General features: G+C 40.0%; 13 protein-coding genes. 7 read left to right on the top strand and 6 right to left on the bottom strand.

Features of this window, described 5'->3' with window-relative positions:
• Window positions 1-845 precede the first annotated feature (845 nt).
• Entirely contained in the window at window positions 846-1,172 is a 327-nt protein-coding gene (locus tag HUZ36_RS04225; protein WP_176032086.1) for a hypothetical protein, read from the bottom strand.
• Window positions 1,173-1,442: 270 nt separating this feature from the next.
• Here HUZ36_RS04225 and bfr (HUZ36_RS04220) point away from each other — a divergent pair, with 270 nt between their 5' ends.
• Both bfr (HUZ36_RS04220) and bfr (HUZ36_RS04215) read left to right on the top strand, forming a co-directional pair.
• Window positions 1,443-1,910 (top strand): bacterioferritin, encoded by a 468-nt coding sequence (gene bfr, locus HUZ36_RS04220; RefSeq protein ID WP_125253040.1) that lies wholly within the window; start codon window positions 1,443-1,445, stop codon window positions 1,908-1,910.
• Window positions 1,911-1,924: 14 nt separating this feature from the next.
• Window positions 1,925-2,389: a bacterioferritin gene (gene bfr, locus HUZ36_RS04215; protein WP_176032085.1), complete on the top strand. Its 465-nt coding sequence runs from the start codon at window positions 1,925-1,927 to the stop codon at window positions 2,387-2,389.
• A 33-nt stretch (window positions 2,390-2,422) separates the two neighbouring features.
• Here bfr (HUZ36_RS04215) and HUZ36_RS04210 read toward each other — a convergent pair whose 3' ends face one another.
• Window positions 2,423-2,617 (bottom strand): (2Fe-2S)-binding protein, encoded by a 195-nt coding sequence (locus HUZ36_RS04210; protein WP_176032084.1) that lies wholly within the window; start codon window positions 2,615-2,617, stop codon window positions 2,423-2,425.
• 735 nt (window positions 2,618-3,352) lie between these two features.
• Between HUZ36_RS04210 and HUZ36_RS04205 the strand changes: the two genes are divergently transcribed.
• Window positions 3,353-7,840, top strand: coding sequence for an EAL domain-containing protein (locus HUZ36_RS04205; protein WP_176032083.1), 4,488 nt, complete (start codon window positions 3,353-3,355; stop codon window positions 7,838-7,840).
• Window positions 7,841-8,222: 382 nt separating this feature from the next.
• Here the strand turns inward: HUZ36_RS04205 and HUZ36_RS04200 are convergent, their stop codons facing one another.
• The 3 genes from HUZ36_RS04200 to HUZ36_RS04190 form a co-directional block, all read right to left on the bottom strand.
• Complete coding sequence (locus tag HUZ36_RS04200) at window positions 8,223-10,985, bottom strand: hybrid sensor histidine kinase/response regulator (protein ID WP_176032082.1); 2,763 nt, start codon at window positions 10,983-10,985, stop codon at window positions 8,223-8,225.
• Between the two features lie 102 nt (window positions 10,986-11,087).
• The gene (locus HUZ36_RS04195) at window positions 11,088-11,978 is read right to left on the bottom strand and encodes a cation diffusion facilitator family transporter (RefSeq protein WP_147390024.1); all 891 of its coding nucleotides are present in this window, start codon (window positions 11,976-11,978) and stop codon (window positions 11,088-11,090) included.
• Window positions 11,979-12,444: 466 nt separating this feature from the next.
• Complete coding sequence (locus tag HUZ36_RS04190) at window positions 12,445-12,930, bottom strand: GAF domain-containing protein (RefSeq protein ID WP_176032081.1); 486 nt, start codon at window positions 12,928-12,930, stop codon at window positions 12,445-12,447.
• Window positions 12,931-12,998: 68 nt separating this feature from the next.
• Here HUZ36_RS04190 and HUZ36_RS04185 point away from each other — a divergent pair, with 68 nt between their 5' ends.
• From HUZ36_RS04185 to HUZ36_RS04170, 4 genes are all read left to right on the top strand, one after another.
• Window positions 12,999-15,479, top strand: coding sequence for a response regulator (locus HUZ36_RS04185; protein ID WP_176032080.1), 2,481 nt, complete (start codon window positions 12,999-13,001; stop codon window positions 15,477-15,479).
• 30 nt (window positions 15,480-15,509) lie between these two features.
• On the top strand, window positions 15,510-16,715 hold the full coding sequence (locus tag HUZ36_RS04180; protein ID WP_176032079.1) for an EAL domain-containing response regulator: 1,206 nt from the start codon (window positions 15,510-15,512) through the stop codon (window positions 16,713-16,715).
• A gap of 45 nt (window positions 16,716-16,760) precedes the next feature.
• Entirely contained in the window at window positions 16,761-17,972 is a 1,212-nt protein-coding gene (locus HUZ36_RS04175) for a response regulator (RefSeq protein ID WP_125253049.1), read from the top strand.
• Between the two features lie 123 nt (window positions 17,973-18,095).
• Complete coding sequence (locus tag HUZ36_RS04170; protein WP_176032078.1) at window positions 18,096-18,971, top strand: AraC family transcriptional regulator; 876 nt, start codon at window positions 18,096-18,098, stop codon at window positions 18,969-18,971.
• A gap of 304 nt (window positions 18,972-19,275) precedes the next feature.
• Here the strand turns inward: HUZ36_RS04170 and HUZ36_RS04165 are convergent, their stop codons facing one another.
• A complete protein-coding gene (locus HUZ36_RS04165; RefSeq protein WP_176032077.1) occupies window positions 19,276-21,711 on the bottom strand; it encodes a TonB-dependent receptor in 2,436 nt (811 codons plus the stop codon).
• Window positions 21,712-21,815: the final 104 nt, after the last annotated feature.

Raw genomic sequence — 21,815 nt, 5'->3', positions numbered from 1 at the left:
AGCTTCGACTTTATACCAATTTGCTTAATTAAGTGGTCCATTTTGAGGCGAGAAAATCTTGTCGATAACCAGGCAAAAATTTTGCTATTTAGTTATTCTAAATGAGAAATTTTTAACGCGGTTAGCGTCAGATTTACTCCTTCAAATTGAGCAAGTATTAAGTCAAATTGGTATTAATATCAATTTGCTTAATTAAGTGGTTTATTTTTAGGCGAACCACTGTTGGCGATAACACCGCTTGCACGTGTTGTAATCGCCAAATTTGCTCATTTAATTGAGCCGCTTTGGGACAAAATGGTATTGAAAAAAGTGGGCGCTATATCAGAAAAGTGATACCAATTTTCTTAATTAAATGGTCTATTTTGAGGCGAGAAAATCTTGTCGATAACTAGGCAAAAATTTTGCTATTTAGTTGTTCTAAATAAGAAATTTTTAACGCTATTAGCGTCAGATTTATACCAATTTGCTTAATTAAGTGGTCTATTTTGAGGCGAGAAAATCTTGTCGATAACTAGGCAAAAATTTTGCTATTTAGTTGTTCTAAATGAGAAATTTTTAACGTGGTTAGCGTCAGATTTGCTCCTTCAAATTGAGCAAGTATTAAGTCAAATTGGTATTACTCCTTCAAATTGAGCAAGTATTAAGTCAAATTGGTATGAAATCAAAGCCAAGTCGATAAATTAATGCAATTGACATGAATGCGACTGAGGCTGACCTTTTTGGTATAGCGCTTTATTGGGCAGTATCATCAAAGAACACAAAAGACATTAGCTTTATAAAAAATCAAAAAATAGGATCAGTAAAAAGCTAATATCAATGACACAATGTTCGTTGATTGCTACTGCTTAAACGATTGGGGGGCGGTGAGTTTGCTCAACAAAAGTACGAACTTTGGCAGGAGCCTGACTATAGGCTTCGCTGTGAGTATACACAGACAGCACGGCTGGAGATCTCACAATGACTATCGTTAAATGTGTGCCACTGCAATGGCCACAATGGTGGCAATCCTGAGTATGGTGTTCTTTATTCTCCATGCTAGCGTCTTCAGCATGGTCATGAGGTTGCTGCAAGTGAGCTATTTCTATTTGGTGGAGGTTAGCTTCAGACGCAAAAAGGTTGACGGACTGAACCGATACCAGTAGCACCAATATCAACATAATCAGTTTTGCCAAACCTGCCCTGCACCTAATTTAGAAATTTCCTTAAATTTACCACTTACTTATAGCGTGTCAATAGCAGCTTAATATTTAATCTTTAAAAATTTCGGTATTGCTCGTTTTTTATCCAAAGTGAAATAACAATAATTTGTATTGGCAGGCCATAACATCAACTTAAATGCGAATTATAATCAATATATAACACCATGTTTTATAAAGATTTTTTATTGACACTAAAAATTAATTCGTTAGACTAGCGACATATTCATAGTTTGAGGTAACAGCATGCAAGGTAAACAAAAAGTCATTGACGCATTTAATAAGCTATTAGCCAACGAGCTTGCAGCTATCGATCAGTATTTCATTCATTCACGCATGTATGAAGACTGGGGTCTAGATAAACTTTATCAGCGCCTCGAACATGAACGTGAAGAGGAAACTACCCACGCAGATTGGCTAATCAAGCGTATTCTATTCTTAGAAGGTGTTCCAGACATGACTAAGCGTCGTGATCTACTGATAGGTAAAGACGTAAAGTCCATGATGCAGAATGATTTAAAATTAGAGCTAGAGGTGGTTGAGTGTGTCAAAGACGCAATAAAAATCTGTGAAGAGGAACAAGATTATCAATCGCGTGAAACCCTCGAAAAGTTATTATTCGATACCGAAGAAGATCACGTTTACTGGCTTGAACAGCAGATCCGATTGATTGATCTTATCGGTGCGCCTAATTATATCCAATCTCAGCTTTAAAGAAGGAACCGACTATGAAAGGTGATAAAGACGTCATCATAGGGCTGAACAAAGTGCTCGCCAATGAGTTAGTTGGTATCAACCAATACTTTCTGCATGCACGCATGTTTAAAGATTTTGGTTTTTCACAGCTTGATAAAGCAGACTATAAAGTATCAATTCAAAAAATGAAGAACGCCGATCGCTTGATTGAACGTATTTTATTTCTAGAAGGATTGCCAAATCTACAAGATTTAGGTCGATTACAAATAGGTGAAAATAGTGCTGAAATGATCGACTGTAATATGACGTTTGAGCAAGCGTCTTTGGTAGATTTACAAGCAGCAATTAAGCTCTGTGAAGAGAAGCAAGATTATATTAGCCGCGAGGCGCTCGACAAAATTCAAAATGAGCAAGAAGAACAAATAGATTGGCTGGAGACTCAGCAACACCTGATCAAAGTGATGGGTATTGAGAACTACCTTCAGTCTCAACTGTAGATTGAAACACAACGATGGTTGCGTATAGTTTAGTTACGCAACCTGTTCGGTAACATCAACGATTGCAATTAGCTTTTCATTTAATATCTTCTTTGCACAGTTACAACACTTACCACACTGCTTTCCTACTGATAATGTCTGGCTAAGATCGCGCATCGAGCGAGCACCATCGTCGATAGTTTCTGCAATCTTTTTATCTGTCACTCCATGGCAAATACATACGTACATAAATAAAAACCAATCTCAAACTCATTAACTGGATTTAGTTTAATCTAAACGATAACAATTATCAACAGTATCATTATCGATAAATAAGAATAATTTTCTTTTCACTAAAAGAGGTAGGGACTATCCCCTGCAATCATAGCTGTAAACAAAGATGATCCGTTACTTCCGACTACACATTGCATCTATCAATTTGCTGTTGAGGTTAGCAGGACTTAATACCAATTATACTTGATACTTGCTAAGTTTGAGGGAGTAAATCTGACGCTAACCGCGTTAAAAATTGCTCATTTAGAACAACTAAATAGCAAAACTTTTGCCTTGCCTATATGGATGTAGGTACCTTAGCGAAAGCAGGACGCGGTAGCGGAGTTATCGACAAAATTTTCTCGCCTCAAAATAAGCCACTTAATAAAGATAATTGGTATAAGCAGATAGAAAAAAAGCTGCTAACCTCTAAGGCATCAGCAAAGCAACGTATAAATGAACCACGCACAACAACAAAGCTTTTGAACAATAGTCCTATGACAAAACTATGTCGCACCATGTAAGCACAAACAAGGTATATAAAATGTTAAGTTTATTGTGAGGTAGTGCTATTTCTTGTTGATCTTTCGATAATAATTCCGCTAGACTTCGCGTCTCAGCTGAAGCGTTATAAAAGTAGATCATAACAGCTTGTTTTTTATGATTTCGGATTAAAGGACTAAGCCAGATTGGATATAGAAAGGTCTTTTAATGAAGCAAACGCTATTGTGTTTTTTAATATTATTTTTTTATTGCTGCATAATTCCCCCCAGCCATGCCCACAATGTTGGCCTACATACCTCTAGGCTGTCCGTTGAAGAGGGGCTGAGTCAGTCAGCCATTACCGCTATTACTCAAGACAAATATGGCTTTATTTGGATTGGCACTTTGCAGGGCTTAAACAGGTATGACGGCAATACAGTAACCAATATTAACACCAGCGCTAATTTGAATGAGCAAGAAATCGTCGGCCTTTTTCCCCTATCAGAAAATAACATCTTAGTTTCTACGCGAATGAATGGTGCTTTTTTACTTGATATTAATAGCTATAAAACCAAACATATTTACAAAGGCAAACACATAGATAGCAATGGCTTCCCTATACCAATCACGACCGCTATCCCTCATAAAAATAATATCCTGTTTTCAATAAACAGTGTCCTTTACAGCTTAAATCTCGATACGCTTCGCTCTAGAGCGCTCGTTCACCTCGATGCTGATAAGCATATCCGCGCAATTACGCTCGTAGACAACTTTGTTGCAGTTGGAACAACCGAAGGGCTTTTTACCTACTCACTCGCAAGTGGACAACTAACTGAAATTAAATATAACCGATCTAATTCCGAACTATCGCGCAATGTTAAATTGTTAAAAAAAGACTCTGCTTTGGGTCTTTTGGTTGGGACTGTCGAAGGGCTATTCGTAGTTCCGTTAAGCAAGGAAGGCTTAGTTGTACCCAAAAGTTATAAATTGGTTTCTGATAAAAATATATGGGGACACCAAATCACACCGTACGGAGAGTTTATTGCAACTGAACATGGCTTGTATTCAATAGACAGAACAGATAAAAGTAGCGAGAAAGTGCTGTCTTTAACTGAAAGTAAGTATCATATAGCAGATCCGAGTATCACTCAGCTTTACGCTGATAAACACCACAATCTGTGGCTGGGTACTCACAACAGTGGCGTATACTTTTGGCCGTCTAACTCATTACGATTTCGCCCTATCGCTGCAGTGCAGGATAAATTCACCAATAACAATATCTGGTCAATTACCACCACTGACAATCGTACAATACTACTTGGCACAGAAAATGGTATTAATGAGGTTGACGCGCGTAGCCATCAGTTCATCACCACTTATCTACAAAATAGAGACCCCAAAGCTGTATATGGTAGCAATGCCGTTTTCACGGTCATGAAATCTCAGCATTTACCGACACAGACTTACCTGATCCAGAGCGCATCAAAGACCTCATTATTCAACACTAAAACAAGAAAGATTCAGCATATTCCAACACCAGATGGCACGCTCTTTTCTCGCTATGGCTGGGGGATGGCAAAATATTCAGAACGTTACTTTCCTTTTATCAGTAGCGATGGTTATTACGAATATGATGCTAAAGATAACATTGTACGCAAGCTCATTGGCTTGTCGAGGCAGCTACCGACATCTGAAAACTTTTTAATGCTACCACCAATATTTGGTGATAATTCAAACTATTGGATTAGCACAGATCAAGGTCTATTAAGATATAACAAAGCAACCAATACGCTTAATACTGTGTACCAACCACCGAATGACTCACCACCTTTTGCAATCACCAGCTGGCGTAGCACCTCCTCGGGTCAACTATGGCTCGCGACATCAACACAAGGGTTGATACAGCTGAATCAAACAACCTTTGAAACAGAGCTGCATCTAACCACTAAACAGGGGCTACCAAGTAACACCCTTTACACTGTCTTAATCGATACAAATGGCATCGTGTGGTCGAGTAGTCAAAGAGGGCTTATCAGGTTTGATCCTACAAGTAAAAATCTACAAATTTTTGCAGTGCCTCAAGGATTACCCAGCTCCGAATTTAACGGTGGTGCAGCTGCAACATCTCACACTGGCGAACTATTATTTGGCACTGTAAACGGCGCCGTGCAATTTAATCCAGATCAGTTTCTAGACGGCCCTAATCCCACGAGAAACCTACGACTAACCCAAATAGATGTGCTGAGCCAGCAACGACGCTATATAGCACCGAACGAAATAGCAAACGCATTAGATTTTAAGTTCGACGATATGGGCATTGAGTTACAATTTTCAGATTTTAATTTTAATGCCTACCATCAGCCACAATATCAAGCGCTGTTAAACGGCAAAAGTCATTCATCACTTTCAAATTTAAAAGGAAACAAGCTATTTTTAAATCAAGTGGCACCGGGTAATTACACTATGGCCATATCTGCGCGCTCAATGGTTAATGATAACTCACAAGCGAGTGTAGATTTGGAGTTTAGCGTTGCTTATTCACCATGGCGTTCACCTCTCTCTATTACTTTATATTGCCTTGCTGCTGCTCTACTATTGGTCTTTTTTGTGATTAAACATAAACAAAAGCAACGGCAACTAAAAACCGCTTTAAAGGCCGTTACTCAAGCAAGTGAACAAACAAAACTGGCTCTGCACTCTACTCAAAGTGGCGTGTGGTCAGCTAACATATCGACCAAAAAAATTACCCAACAACGTGCGTTGGCATTGGGGTTTGAGGGTGAAACGATGACACTTCAAGAGCACTATAATGCTATTCACCCTGATGACCGGGAGATAGTTGAGCGTGCTTGGAAGAAGTTCATCGCTAACCCGACAAAAGAGCAGCTTTCTCTTGCTTATCGGCTTCGTTGTAATGACGATAACTGGCATTGGTTTCACGACTTTGGTCAAGTAGCTGAGTTTGACGCATCGGGAAAGGCGATAGAGCTACACGGCATATATACGAATGTAACCACACAAAAAGCACATCAAATGCGTGCAAATATGCTTGGTGAAGCATTCAGCCAAGTCAATGACTGGATTTTAATTCTCGACCCTCGCTTACAGCCGATTTCTGTAAATAGTAGCTTTTGCAGAGCCTTCCAATTGCAAGAAGATGAAGCATTAAGTGCACTAACTGCAGAGCGTTTTATCAACGCGATAGGAGAAAAGCGCTTTCAAGGGCTCATTGGCAAGCTCAAATCGCTCGGCCCAAACCAATATTTACGACAAGAGGTTCAAGTAACTGATAGCTGGGATAACCTTCATCCAGTCCAACTTAGTATCAGTGCCGTTTCAAAAGACAACATCACGCTTGAGTACTTCGTCGTCGTGGTGACAGATCTCACTGAGCAGAAAAAAGCCGAAAATGAATTAAGGTATCTGGCAAATTATGACGCACTAACACAGTTACCTAATCGCAGTTTAATGTTACAACACATTGAATTTGCGATTTTCAATGCTAGCAACAGCCATCAAAGCTGCGCCCTGCTCTTTCTCGATTTAGATAGATTTAAACCAATAAATGATGCTTATGGTCATCGGATTGGAGATAAATTATTGATTGCAATCACCAACAGAGTTCAAGAGCAGCTCTGTGATGATTGTATCCTCGCACGTCAAAGTGGTGATGAGTTTCTGGTTCTCATCAAGTCCTTTGCAAGCATTGAAGATGTCAGTGATATTGTCAAACGTTTGGTACAGCGGATCCCTGAACGCATAGAGATTGATGGAATTACTATGAGTGTTTCTGCAAGTATCGGGATCGCTGTTTATCCATTCGATGCACCAGATTCCGATACCCTAATTAGAAATGCAGACATTGCGATGATCCATGCAAAACAGTCTGGGCGTAATGCTTTTAAGTTCTTTACTGAGTCCATGAATGCAGAAATCAGTAAAAAGCTGAACCTTGAAACCGCAATGAAAACAGCAGTAAAGGGCAATGCGTTTTTTAATCACTATCAGCCTATAATCAACACCACAACGGGACACCTTGCAGGCGTTGAGTTACTTCTGCGTTGGGATCATGATGGTGAGAGGATCCCTCCGAGTGACTTTATCCCTATCGCCGAAGAAAATGGACTGATAGAAATTTTAACTGAACAAGCCCTGCTCAGAGCTCTGTCCGAGTTGAGACCTTTATTTGAACAGTCGCCGAATTTCTATTTATCAATCAATTTAAGCGCAGTGCATATTCTACGATCTGATATTGCCTACCAATTCAGTGAAGTACTTCAGGCACATGGCCTGACCAGCAACAATTTAAGACTAGAAATAACAGAGTCAATATTTATGTCTGATTTAGTTAAAGCGCGCGCTACAATAAATGAAATGAAACGTGCTAATTTTGTTTTGTTATTAGATGACTTTGGTACCGGCTTTTCGTCTCTTACCTACCTTAATGAGTTTCCCTTGGACTTTATTAAAATCGATCAAGGATTCGTTAGAAATATGACTGAAAAGCCAGCAAATAAATCAATTATTAGAACTATTCATTTACTCGCGCAAAGCTTGAATATGAAATGTATTGCCGAGGGTGTTGAAAACGAACATCAACTGAGCTATTTACGCGATGTGGGGTGTGAGTATATGCAAGGCTATTTCTTTGCCAAACCCATGGCCATCAAGGCACTTCTCGAGTTTTATACCCAACATGAAAGCGCTCGGGCATAATACCAATTAGACTTAATACTTGCTCAATTTGAAGGAGTAAATCTGACGCTAACAGCATTGAAAATTTCTTTTTAGAACAACTAAATAGCAAAGTCTTTACCTTGCCTACACGGAGGTAAGTACCTTGGCGATAGCAGGACGCGGTAGCGGGGTTATCGACAAGATTTTCTCACCTCAAAATAGACCTCTTAATTAAGATAATTGGTGTAATAACCACGACATTAGCTAGCGCAGCTAGTTGCGATAGGCTCTAGCTGTGCTGTCCATGTATTTGTGTAGGCAGAGAAAGAACGTATTATTTTATTCTAGATGAAAGTATAAACTATACTTTCAAAGGCGTTCACTTGTTAAGCTTTATCTCTGCAAGCGGCAAAAATCGATTTTATACCTTCATTTCAGTTTGCTGCCACTGTGCTAGCTTCTGATAAAGTTCATTTACATCTATAGGTTTAGATAAAAAATCATCCATCCCGGCTTGCAAGCATTTGTGCTTATCTTCCTCATAGGCATTTGCAGTGATAGCTATGATATATGGTTCACCAAACACTTCGGGCTCATTTCTAATTGCTTTTGTGCAGCTAAAACCATCCATATTCGGCATTTGGCAATCCATTAATACTAACGCATAGCTTTTTGCCTTTATGGCAGATAATGCTTCTATCCCATCATTTACCTTGTCTAGCTTACACTGTGTCTTCTCTAGAAGCTTACCTACCACAACTTGATTAATCATGTTGTCTTCAACGAGTAATATCGAGATCCCATTTAACCTAGGTACCTCCACGCTTTGCTGCTCAACTTCGACTTTTTCTCCTATCTCTGTAGGAATATTGACGACAAACTCGCTTCCCACCCCAAGTTCACTACGCAACGTAATCTCACCGTCCATTGCTTCTATCAACTTTTTGGTTATTGCAAGTCCAAGCCCCGTTCCACCAAATTTACGGGTTGTTGAAAGATCTGCTTGAGTAAACTCCTGAAAAAGCAATTCCTGCTGGGCTTGTGAAATGCCAATACCAGAGTCTGAAATACTTAGATTTAATCGACTTTGTCGATATTCTACCGCAAGTATTATATGACCTTGATGTGTAAACTTACCCGCGTTATTTAACAGGTTATTGATTATCTGAGTCACTCTCAACTCGTCAAGTAAGAGGTATCGGGGCAGCCTAGGATCTTTTTCATAGCGAAACGCTACACCAAGCTTCACATTGGCGAGCTTAAATACCCCGACTAAACTATCTAGCATTTTGTGCACGTCAATGGCGCGGCGATCAATTTTTAATGCTCCTGCCTCTATCTTTGAATAATCTAATATATCGTTGAGTATTAACATCAGGTTTTTGGCTGATTGGGCTATTATCGTTAGCTGCCCGCGCGTATCATTTGATAGCGACGTTTCTCGGAGCAAATTGTCAGCCATACCAATAATACCGTTTAGAGGAGTTCTAATTTCATGACTCATGTTAGCCAAAAAGCGGCTTTTAGATTTACTTGCTGCATTGGCATCCTCTAATGCCTTGGTAAGCTCACCCGTTTTTTCAGTAACTTGTTGCTCTAGTTCACGATTGAAGTCGGTTAGCTTGCTATTAAGGCGCTCGTTTTCAATTCGTGCTTGATTTTGTTTGGTAAAGCTTAGCGTAAGTTTAAAAGCAAGTTGGTTGAACTGCTGCTGCAACTCTACTATCTCAAGGAAGCTGCTGTCTGACGTTGCTGAGTTTTCGATTAGAGTAGATGGTTCATACGCTCGAATATCTCGGCTTAATGTAACTATTGGACGAACGAGAAGGCGTGTTAGTTGACGAACAAAAACAGAGCTGAGCAAAATAATAACTAACGCAAGTCCTGCAGCATACAACCAAGCTTCAGCCGCGACAAAATTGAGATATTTGCGATCGAGTAGTGTGATCACCGACCACTCATATTGCGTTGATACAGCTGCTTGCTTGAACAATAGCTGCCCAGTTGAGTCTGAATAGACAGCCGCCTGAGTATCAAATAATGCACTTAAGACATCGCCACTTGGCATATCTAGTGTTTTAAATTCTGTCATTAATGAGCTAAAAACGACGCGCTTATTCTTATCTATAACCACCAAATTGGCATCTTGCGCAAGAATTTTGGGAATAAACCGCTCAAAAGAGCCAAATATCAACGAGCCTTCGACTATTCCGTTAAATACACCCTCTTTGTAGATCGGCGCAGAGATGGCAACAATTGGCGCTTCATCAAACCCTCTCCCTTGAAATATTCCAGATACATAGCCGTTTGGGTTATCAATAGCGTATGTAAAATAGTCTCTGTCACTCACATTCGCAGTGACGCCTTTCATCGTTGCAGCAAAGTGCAGAGGATAAAAGTGGGTAACGTTAGCTTCAGCATCAGTAACAATTGCTGTTCTAAAGTTGCTGTACGTATTAAGTAGTCGTTCAATAACGTACGCTTTATCAATACCAAGAGCCACATCACTGGCAGATATAACCATAGCACGTCGGTAAGCATCTAAATAATCATCTATTTGCGCTGTGATGGACTGAGAAGCTGCCTCTAGCTGTGTGTTAATCTCTTTCTCAATTCGCTGATAGTAATTGTTTGTTAGTACTATCGTTGTTGTTAATACCACTAACACGATAACGAGATTAACCGTAGAGTTTAAAATTTGATTAAGTGGCATGCCTTGCCACTTACTACGAGTAAAGAAAAAGCTCAGCAAATCAACGACAGCAAGACAAATACCGGCGTTAATTAAGTACTTAGCAAGCGCGGTGAAAATGACTAAAAGTGGTAGCTCTAGCGTAAAATAGCCAAAAATAAAAAGTATCGGCAAGCCGAATAAGAACCAAAAAGCCAAACCTCGTACAAAAAATGGCTTTCCAAAACGTGCGCAAACAAACTGTAGCCATAGCACTTCCAGCAGAAATACCAGAGATGGCCAACAATGACCCCAGCGATAAAACAGAAAACTTGCACAAACTGCTACGGCAATCACGGCATACCGCCAGCCACACAGTAGCAACACAAACAAGACAAATAACTGACCGAATAAAAACTCTGAGCTGTCCAAAAACCAAATGGGTAGCAAGTTTGCCAAGCCACCCAAAACACCGAGGGCAATTGTTAAAATTAGCGCTTGTTTTTGATTCAAATGTCGCACCAGTTATTTATCTCGTAATATAGGTATAACAATAATACCGAATGAGTGAATTATCTAACCTATACTTCGGATAATCTATTTTAACCACACCATTTAATGGTGAGGGCAATCATGGCTTTCAATCTGAAGTACACTGTCATCTACTTTGAGTAACTTTTTAAGCGCCTCTTCCACTTCTAAACGACATGCTGAGTCATGAGATTCCAAAGTACAATGGTGCTTTAATACAATATGAGCTCCCACAACTAAGGCGCCATCTACCTTACTGATAGTTATATTATGCGCACTCTCAACATGCTCTGTATTTACAATCGTACTCTCAACATCCTTAACCGTAGGTAAAACCTCTGCTGGGATCGCAAGCCCTTTGATACATGACCAAATCACCTTGATACCAGTGAATAAAACAAACAATGAAATCAGCATACTTGAGAGGATATCAACCACTTCCCAGCCAGTTAAGTGAATTATCACTCCAGCGATAAAAGTTGAAACTGTGGACAACAAGTCAAAGAATGAATGCAGGAACACCGCGTATACATTGATACTATCTTTACGTCCTTTATACAGTACCCAAGCCGAAGCACCATGGAAAAGAAAACCGATAGCAGCGATAATTGACATTAGATAGCTGTTAACTTCCAGCTCGTGACCACCAGCATGGTGAGAGAGCCGTTCTCCGCCTTCAAGCAAAATAATTACCGCAATAGAAAGGTACAAAATACCGTTAATTAAGCCGCCGGTGTATTCAGCTCGCTTGTAGCCATCGTTGTATGTATTTGCAAGATAAACAGCAACACTGGAGGCGATTAAAGCAATAAATAAAGAGCTGTTATGAACGAACAAATGTCCTGCATCAGCGAGTACAGCAAGAGAATTAGCATAATATGCACCAACAACTTGAATAACCATAAACGAGCATGTAATTGCAAGCGCAATCAACAGCCTGCGACGAGAAGCTTGGTGCGTTGTGATATCTGTCATGAAAGGAGTCGAGTACCTGTATAATATTGAGCGTTACATGTGCTGTATGTGTCATTTTAATTGACATTATACTCAAAACCCAACTTTACCTTATATTACTTATATCAAAAGCCCATTGCTCGAATTAAGTACAAGTAAAGTGTGGTAAAATAGATATGTAACGGTAGTCTAGTTTTTGCTCTAAATAGCAATGATATACAGTCGCAATTGTAACCTCTTAGCCATACAATTGCACCAACAATTGAACGACTCAATGAATAATTAAGACATCCCATTTATTTCTTTAACTCTACATAGCAGCTCAAATAACCTTAGCCCTATCCTACAATCTATTTAACCGGAGTTTGTGTTTGATACCAATTGCTCTAGATACTTGTTCTGTTTACAGGAAAAAAAGAGGGTACTGAATATATTAGAGAAGACTGCTAAGCCTATGTTATTCATACAAAGAAATCATTTTCATGGCTTACTTATTTTGGATAGCAGTAACAATATCTTGTGCAAGTTGATGTAAAATACCACAGTCGACTTGAGTAAACTCTCTGGGCTCGACATCAATGATGCAGATAGTACCAATGGTAAATCCAGATGATAATTTTAAAGGCGCTCCGGCGTAAAACCTAATATGGGGGTCACCTTGAACCAAAAGGTTGTCGCAAAATCGAGGGTCTTCTAACGCATTGTGTACAACAAATATGGTATCTTCCAAAATAGCGTGTCCGCAAAAAGATATATCACGCTCAGTCTCTCGTGCATCTAACCCAAACCTTGACTTAAACCACTGCCTGTCCGTGTCAACTAGGCTAATAAGTGCGATTGGTACATCGAAAATATGTGCTGTGAACCGGGTTACTCTATCTAGGCTTTCTTCTGGCTCTGTGTCTAAAATTACTAAATCTTTGAGTGCTGCTACTCTCTCTTGCTCATTATCCGGTTTTTGAGGAGTCTTCATATTTATCGCATTAGACACTGTTTGTTTTTTTACTATAGTTGGATTTATGAAAAACGCAGATAGTTACTGTGAACAAATACCTAAAAATAACGGCACTGGTGCTCCTGTCTCTGATCTGCTTAGGTGGATTTTATTTCGAGATTAATGAGTTCAACAAAAATCGCGTAGCACATAAAGGCCAGGTTCAATATCACGATAATCTCGTCGCGCTAAGCAGCGTGGTTGAATTAGTATTTAGCCTGCAACGTGAACGAGGTATGTCAACAGGATTTGAGTCAGAGGCTGAACACAGTATTAGACTCAAGACTTATCACCAAGAAACGGACGCACAAGTAACCGCATTACTTTCAGAAACGTCCGCTAATTTGCCAAGTTTTAACCTACTAAAATCAACGATTGAAAATGATATTAAAAACCTGCGAGATACTCGCCAAAACACAACCACCGATAGAGAACAGTTGTTTCTGAGATATACCATCTTAATCACCAAATTAATTGATATTGTCAGGATGATCCAGACCGAGCAAACCTTTATACGTGGCCTGAGTGACACTGGGAATGTTGAGTATCAAAATATCTATGGTCTAGTTCGCGCCATCGAGCTTGGTGGTAAATTGAGGGCTAAAGTCAGCCGATTTTTAACCGCAGCGGAGCAGGATACTAGACTACTTGCAATGCGTAGCGCGTTGCAGTTTTATTCCACACATTTGTCACTGTTAGAAAGCCTAAAAGGCAATTTAAGTACAAAAACTCTCTACTCAAACGCCTCTACATCTAGTGAATTTAATTACTTACGTAACCAGATGAGTAACTTTAACCAAGGAGTAAATAATGATGTGCCACAGTATGTTTGGTGGGACAACAGCACAGCTTACTTAAATTTATTGGCCGACGAGAGTAAAGTGTTACTCAGTGAAATGCAGCTATTAGCTGCTGTAGCTGTATCCCAAACCAACAATAGCGCCCAAGTTTCACTGGTTTTATCCTGCATGATTGCCCTGTTCTACATTATATTAACTGGTTTACTAATCAGAACATTTTCTGCGCTAACACTCTATCAAGCTACTCCAATAAAAATGCAAACGGCACAGCTCGTTGTCATATTCTCATCCGTACTTTCTGTATTGTTCGTCGAGCACTTCGCCAGCCAAAAGCAATTACTTTATTTATCTGAGTTACAAACACAAAAGCAGTTGAACCAAGATGTGTTACAGCGGATCAACAGTTTAAAAATCTTTTGGTATAAACCAACAACCACCGCAATCAGACAAGCGAGTGTTGATGCAGCTCCCCTACCCCAGCAGCTAAATTCGTTGAACATAATTCAACTTAATATACCAAGTGATACCTACTACTTCTCAAAAGAACAAGTCATGGTGCTTTATGCTGAGCATCAAAATCAGCTTCGTATTCACGAAGCGCAATGCGAGATATTCCCAAGAGAGCTTTTTAACGCACAGCTCATTACAAGCCAGCAATTTGATTATCTCGTGATCACGGCCGAAGCATTCCAGCAACTTACCACCGAAGGAAAAGAAGTCTTCATTGCAACAAGCAGGTGCAAATACATTCTATTAGATAACAGCCAAGCTGTATTACCTAGCCCTACTAATATTAGTGTTTCCCATCTATCGTTGTATCCTTACTACGCATATAAAGTAGTATCTCATATCGCCGCCTTGGAGGGTTTAATTGAGCTTGAATCAACAAACGAAGTAACTTCACACCCAAGTAACATTTCAATGCCAAGGATTGAAGAAGCACAAGCTCAAAACCAGCTTATCTTGGTCGTTGAAGATAACCTCTATAACCAAGACTTATTTAAACGTCAACTCGCTATGCTTGGTTACCAATGTATCATTGCTGATAATGGTAAAGTAGCATTACAGCTTATCGAGCAGTATAGTTTTGCACTTATTATCACTGATTGTCATATGCCGATAATGGATGGCTACGAATTTGCAAAAACGCGCAGGACACAAGAACAAACACAAGGTCTGCACTACCTTCCGATCATTGCAGCCACGGCAAATGCGTTAAGCGGAGAACGCCAAGTTTGTATTGATGCAGGTATGGATGATTATATTGCCAAGCCTATTGTGCTGCAAAAGCTAAACGCAAAACTCAAGAAGTGGATTACTACAGATATTCACCATAATGCCGACACCGCTATCTCAATTTCAGCGCCTGCTGTAGATAACCCACAAGAACTGCACCATATTGACCTAGCCATATTGAGTGAATATGTGGGTACGGATAAAGAAATTCAGAGTATATTTTTAAAGAGCTTTGTCAGCGATACAAAAAACCTATTTGATCAAGTTGACTTATCTCTTCCCGAGCGTATACGAGATATGGCTCATCAAGGGAAAACATCAGCCAAAGCAGTTGGTGCAACACAACTTGCTGGAAAATTAGCAGAGCTTGAGGAGTCGATTAAGGATGGTAGACCAGAAAAAGTAGAAGCCTTATTAAATTATTGTTTAGCGTTATTTGATAATGCACAAGCTGAAATAGCTTCTATACTTAGCGTAGAGGATATTCCATGATCATTTGTTCAGTATCTAGGTCGAACATCTATGGCAAATAACAAGCCCCTAATCATTGCAATTGACGATAGTGAACTGATGCTCACCCAACTACAACTACTCGTCGCCAACCAAACTCCTCGCAAATTTATGGGATACAACAGCGGCAATAAAGCACTCCAAAGTAACCAGCTCAGTAAAGCTGCGCTTATTCTACTGGACATTAACATGCCTGAGATAGAAGGCGTCGAAATGCTAAGAAATTTTGCTGAATTAAATATCAAAGCACCTATCGCATTATTAAGCGGTGAAAAAGATATCTTTATCAAAAATACCGCTGCACTCGCGGAGCTTCACGGCCTTACCATTATCTCTAGTGTAGAAAAGCCTTTATCTGCGACAAAGCTTCAAGAGCTATATAATCTCTTATCCGCATCAAAAACAAACGAAAGTAATAGTGGTACTCAACTCATTTACAGTAAAGAGGAGATACAAGAGGGTTTGCTGCGAGAGGAGTTTTGCGCTTATTTCCAGCCTAAAGTTGCCACCGGCACTGGCGCGATTATTGGCGCAGAGGTTCTAGTAAGGTGGCACCACAACAAAGATGGCACCGTTCCTCCTTCACAATTTATTGCTGTTATCGAGGAGCATGACCTTATTCACCTTCTCTCTTATAATTTGCTTAAACAAACATTGTCTTTGCTCGAACACAATAATGATGTCATTGGCCACCTTCAATTTAGTATTAACCTCAGCGTAAAAGAGTTGGAAGACATTAAATTACCTGAAAAACTAAAATCTATTTGTGACACTCACCATATTCCAACGTCACAGATCACCTTAGAGTTAACAGAAAGCCACCTACTCGAAAACATCAAACGTGCACTGGATGTATTACTACGTCTTAAATTAAAAGGATTTAAACTTTCTATTGATGATTTTGGTACCGGCTACTCTTCTATCAAACAACTCAATGAACTTCCTTTTGATGAGCTAAAAATTGATCGCTGTTTTGTTGATGGCTGTGCGGCTCAATCGAATAAACGAGTGATTATCTCAAGCACCTGTGAAATGGCACATCAGTTAGGGCTAGAAGTTGTTGCCGAAGGGGTAGAAGAAGTTGAGGATTTAGTTGTAGTGCAAAGCTACGAAGTGGAGTGCATACAAGGTTATTACTATTACCCTCCTTACACGCCATCAAAGTTTTTAGAAGCAGTTTTACAGTCTGCATCTCAACAATCACAATCCAGCAAATAATACTTTAGCTTCAAAAATAGGGAACAATATCAAGCGAGGTCAATTATGCACAAAAGAGATGTAGAACACGCTCAGAGGCACCCTAAAGTTATCATTATATGTGATGACCCTGCGGAGCTTACCGGTGTTGTGGATATTGTGGCATCTCAGGTAAAAGAATATCGGACTTTTACCAGCCACAAAGAAGTTGCGGAATTACTCAGTGAGGCGCCTCCTGGCGTCATTGTAATTGCAAGAAAAACCGTAGCAAAAAGCGTAGAAATATACAGCCTACTAGCCAAACATGGGTTGCTTAACTACGCCCACGAGAATATTTTACTGTGCGAAAATAAAGAGTCAGGCATCGCCTTTAGATGCTGTATGAAAGGGATCTTCACAGATTATTTTGTTTACAAACCCATGTATGAAAACTATCGTTTTCGTATGATCCTGCACAACGCGTTAGTACGAACAGAAGGTAAATCTGAGGTTGCAAAGATTCGAGAAGAGCATTTTGGCCGCATTGATGATAACTTGAAACAGTTAATCGATGATGCCGCTGCTTATCATCAAAAAGCAGATGAAACACTACAAAATGCTCGCCGTAGTTTAGACAACGAAAAAGGTATAAACAAAGTACAAGATGACCTGTTAGAAGAATTAAAGCAAAAGCATTTATCTCCGCTATTGGATGAGCTTGAGCAACAGTTGTCGGAAAGTGTTCACGAATTAACAAGGCGACTAAAAGACAAACAGTTTTCTATTGCTGAGCTTACTGCGCTGTTGACTGAAAAAGACAATTCTACTCATGCACAAACCGCTCAACATGTATCCCCTGTCGGTAATAACGGAGAATTGGATATAACCGAGCCTAAATCCATTGCAGCTAAACAAGAAGAAATAAAGATCATGGTTGTCGAAGATAACGAGATTTACCGTGAAATGATCGCCAAAATTTTACGAGATGAAGGCTACAAAGTAGAAAGTGTAACCAGTGGCCTCAGTGCCATCAAGACGTTAAGAAAGCATAAGTTTTCTATGGTTTTTATGGACTTATTTATGCCGGAGCTAGACGGTTACAACACCACCAAAAATATTCGTAATATCTCTCATTGCAAAAAGCTTCCTATCATTGCACTTACCAGTAATAAGAATAAGGAAATCATAAGAAAGTGGGCGTCTTTAGGTTTGACCGGTTATATTACCAAGCCGTCAACGAAGTCTTCCATTCTAAAGGCTGTAGATAAAGCACTGGCGGAAAATAATGAGTTAAACTAAACAACCTGAGCAAATACGCAAACATTATCAAATCAACCTCTGTCATTATCATTCATAGCTTCTCCACCTATGTGAGAGGGGGAAGCTTTCACTGGCTGAAATAAACATATGAAGAAGTATCTTATGACAACTAAGGCATCAACGTTATCCCATTACATCCATCGCTTAAATCAGGTTATTGATTACATCTATAACAATATTGATAGCGAGTTGGACGTAATAACACTGGCCGAACAATGCCATATGTCTAGCTACCACTTCCATCGTGTTTATCGCTCAATCGCTGGGGAAACGATTAACGTTACAGTAAGAAGAATGCGTCTGCAATTTGCAGCTGGTATGTTAATTCGAACTCAAAATCCGATTGCAAAAGTGGCGAAACTCACCGGCTATGCCAGCATAGAAGCATTTAGCCGCGCGTTTTCTCAACGATATAAGCAATCTCCCAGCCAATTTCGCCAGCAAGAACAAGCCAAAGCACGTTACTGTGCTGCGGATTTTTATATTATGAATGCTGAAGAGGACTCCAATATGTTTACTGTAGAAATTGATAACACTGAGGCAATGTCTCTAATTGGCCTAGAGCACAGTGGTGATTATATGCAAATAGGTCAAGCGTTTGAGAAGTTAAACATGCTCGCTCAGCAGCATGGACTTTTAAGTGAAAATACACGCTTTTTTGGGATATATTTTGACGATCCACAAACAATAGAGACACAACAATTAAGAGCGATGGCAACTATTTTAGTACCTGAACTTCCCACGCCACTACCGTCAGAGTTTAGCATATTTTCACTTCCTAAAGGGAGAACGGCAACCTTATTGCATCAAGGGGATTATGCTTCTCTAGAAACTCCGTATGAGTATCTATTTGGCCAATGGTTACCAAACAGTCACTTTGAAGCGGCAGACATACCTGTAATTGAAGAATATTTAAATGATGTTCGAGATACTCAGCCCTGCGAGCTGTTAACACGTATTAGCTGTTATTTAAACTAAACGTCGTTTGTTATACCAATTAGAGCCAGTTAACCTTCCAAGTATGTTTTTACAGCAGTTCAATTGGTATTTATATAAGACAGAGCCTTTGTCGCATGGTTATTCTATGTGAGCCAGGCGATAAAGACTTTGCGTTCCTGCAAAGTCACCTAAACCCACAGCCCTTCGGGTTCACCCAAGTGCGCTTTATTCATTGTTGCTCGACTTTTGCTTAGATTACTAGGCGGCAAGTCGAGCGACGCGAGCAGTTATTATGAACACCCGAAAAAAAGAGGAAGCATACTTCCTCTTTTTACCAGTAAGCTTAGAACTTGTAGTTAAAGCTCAATTTAGCATTTCGCTCGTTACCTGGCATGCCACCGAGGAACATAGCTTTGCTGTAGTAACGTTCATCCGTTAAGTTTTCTAGGTTTAGTTGAACATTAAAGTGTTCAGCATCAAACTTAACCGCAGCATCCCAACGAGTATAACCATCTATCGTTGCTGTTGGTAAACCAAATGAAACTGAGTTTATGGTTCTCTCACTTTCATAGTTAACACCAACACTATATTCGAAAGCACCGTTAAGTAACCCAACAGGTTGCGTATACTTTATCCAAGTACTCGCAAATTTTTTCGGGATCCCTTTCTTCTGGCCAGAACGCGTATCAGAGCGAATTTCAACCGCATCTTGATAAGTCGCGTTAACATTCACACTAATTCGTTCATTTAGTGCTAAATTCAAATCAAGCTCGACACCTTGTGACTCATCTTCATCATCGAAGAAATACCGAGGAACACTGACATTATAATCATCACCCGGTGTATCATTATACTCAGGATTCGCGTACATCAGGTTAGTACGTTTTGTTTCAAACCATACAAGTGAGCCAAGTAAGTCTTCATCAAACGCTGTAAAACGCATACCAATATCAAGTGTTTCAGACTCTGAGTCAGGTCTATTCTTACGGTTTGCATCTGCTTCGTCCTGAAGGCTGCCCAATACGCTGTACGCAGTACGACCTTTCGCCACATTTATAAATGTAGAAAGTTGCGGCATTACCTGGTAGTTGAGGCCAACATTGAATGTCATTCCAGCATCATCAGTATCTAACTCTTTACCTTCTTCAGGTGAGCGATCAGTACCTAAATGTTGATACTTCTGCTCAACTGAAGTATAGGCAAGACCCGCTCGAGCAGTTAGCGCAGAAGTAATATAAACCACTTCTTGTGCACTAATCCCGTATGCTGTAAGGGTTTTGTCATAGTTACTACGAAGCGATGGCGCGTAATCCTCAAAAGTACCTGTTGGCCAGTTTGGATTGCGAATATCTAAAATGTAAGGAACAGAGCCTTTGCCATCAGCGTCATAGGCAGACCAGCTTTGTAATCGCATATCACGATTTTCATAGTTGACACTCACTAAGTGCTCACCACTAATCGAGTCCATATCCCATGTTAATTGCAAATCAGCAAAATATTGCCACGTTTTCTCACTTGCAACCTGACGACGATACTCTTGTCGACGAGCGGAATACGGATACAGCTCACCATCAACAACTAAAGGTGCTCTTGGTGCTGCATTGATAATATCGTAGTACTCATCGTTATACTTGGCTCTGCGTTCCCAGTAAACATAGTTATAAGCACCTGTTTGACGTACAAAATCTGAATCATAGCTACGCCATAATACTTGTTGAGTCAGTTTTGAGTTGCGATTTAAATACCAGTCATGGCGTAATTTAACACGTAACTCTTCACCTTCATTTGGACGAGAGAGTGGTGAAATCAGATTGCCATCACCAAGGTCGAACGGCTTTAGGCCATCAGATGCTAAAATAGATGCTGCTAACTGAGCTCGCTGCTCATCAGTGAGTTGCTGACCAAGCCACTTTTCAGCATCGACTATATAATTGCTGTCATTGGGTAACTGATCAGCAGTTACTAGGCCTGGTGCACCATCGATACTATCCCAGTTAATAATACGAACTGGATCACCAATCGAGTCAACCTGCTGTGTATCATCAATAAAGGCTGTAGATAGTAATAAAGAATGATCACTGTTTGGATCAAACCTTAAACTCGCGTACACCTCATCACGACCAGACTCAAGATCTCTATACCCATCACTACGCTCGTGATTGGCAACTACGCGAAATGCTAACTTATCTGTAATTGCATCGGTAAAATCTACACCGATGCCATACGTATTCCACGCACCAACTTTACCGCTGATCTCAAGCGCTCGCTCAAACTGTGGTTTTTTCTCGACTAAGTTAACCACGCCTCCAGCAGCACCAATACCATACAAACCAGTTGCAGGGCCTTTCAACACTTCAATGCTTTCGATGTTAGTCAGTGAACGTGTTGGGTTGAAGCTATTACCCAAGTCTGCACCACCGTACATACCATCATAAGTATAGTTTACGCCCAAACCACGAACCGTTAGCGAGTCACCGATACCATAGTTATTACCGGCTTGTGATAAACCACTGACATTACGTAATGCTTCTTGAAGCGTAGCTGCACTTTGTGAATCCAATAGTTCTTTATCCACAACCACAACAGCTGCGGGAGTTTGCATTAGATCCATGTTTGATTTAGTCGCAGTACCTGACTGTAGAATTATTTTGTTATGTTTGCCATAAACACTAATTCGTTCAATGTCATCAGCAGCAAGTGCTGATGAACTGGCGCCTATAAGTGCCAACTTAACTGCAATACAAGATGCAGATAGCGCTGATGAGCGAGAGATTTGCATATTAGAACTCCAAACTACGCAATTGGGCCTGATACTATGTTGACTTAATACTTAAATAACTTCAGCGCGTGGTTCTGCCACCAATCAAGTTAAACTTTACCTGT

The sequence above is a fragment of the Pseudoalteromonas sp. McH1-7 genome (genome assembly GCF_013366255.1).
GTDB lineage: Bacteria > Pseudomonadota > Gammaproteobacteria > Enterobacterales > Alteromonadaceae > Pseudoalteromonas > Pseudoalteromonas peptidolytica.
The sequence above is the reverse complement of the archived record's forward strand: the minus strand, read 5'-3'. Positions and strand labels throughout refer to the sequence as shown.

Bases quoted from the DNA above. Each gene is read 5' to 3' on its own strand.
- bfr (WP_125253040.1), top strand. From the start codon at position 1,443: ATGCAAGGTAAACAAAAAGTCATTGACGCATTTAATAAGCTATTAGCC.
- bfr (WP_176032085.1), top strand. From the start codon at position 1,925: ATGAAAGGTGATAAAGACGTCATCATAGGGCTGAACAAAGTGCTCGCC.
- HUZ36_RS04210 (WP_176032084.1), bottom strand. From the start codon at position 2,617: ATGTACGTATGTATTTGCCATGGAGTGACAGATAAAAAGATTGCAGAA.
- HUZ36_RS04205 (WP_176032083.1), top strand. From the start codon at position 3,353: ATGAAGCAAACGCTATTGTGTTTTTTAATATTATTTTTTTATTGCTGC.
- HUZ36_RS04195 (WP_147390024.1), bottom strand. From the start codon at position 11,978: ATGACAGATATCACAACGCACCAAGCTTCTCGTCGCAGGCTGTTGATT.
- HUZ36_RS04190 (WP_176032081.1), bottom strand. From the start codon at position 12,930: ATGAAGACTCCTCAAAAACCGGATAATGAGCAAGAGAGAGTAGCAGCA.
- HUZ36_RS04180 (WP_176032079.1), top strand. From the start codon at position 15,510: ATGGCAAATAACAAGCCCCTAATCATTGCAATTGACGATAGTGAACTG.
- HUZ36_RS04175 (WP_125253049.1), top strand. From the start codon at position 16,761: ATGCACAAAAGAGATGTAGAACACGCTCAGAGGCACCCTAAAGTTATC.
- HUZ36_RS04170 (WP_176032078.1), top strand. From the start codon at position 18,096: ATGACAACTAAGGCATCAACGTTATCCCATTACATCCATCGCTTAAAT.
- HUZ36_RS04165 (WP_176032077.1), bottom strand. From the start codon at position 21,711: ATGCAAATCTCTCGCTCATCAGCGCTATCTGCATCTTGTATTGCAGTT.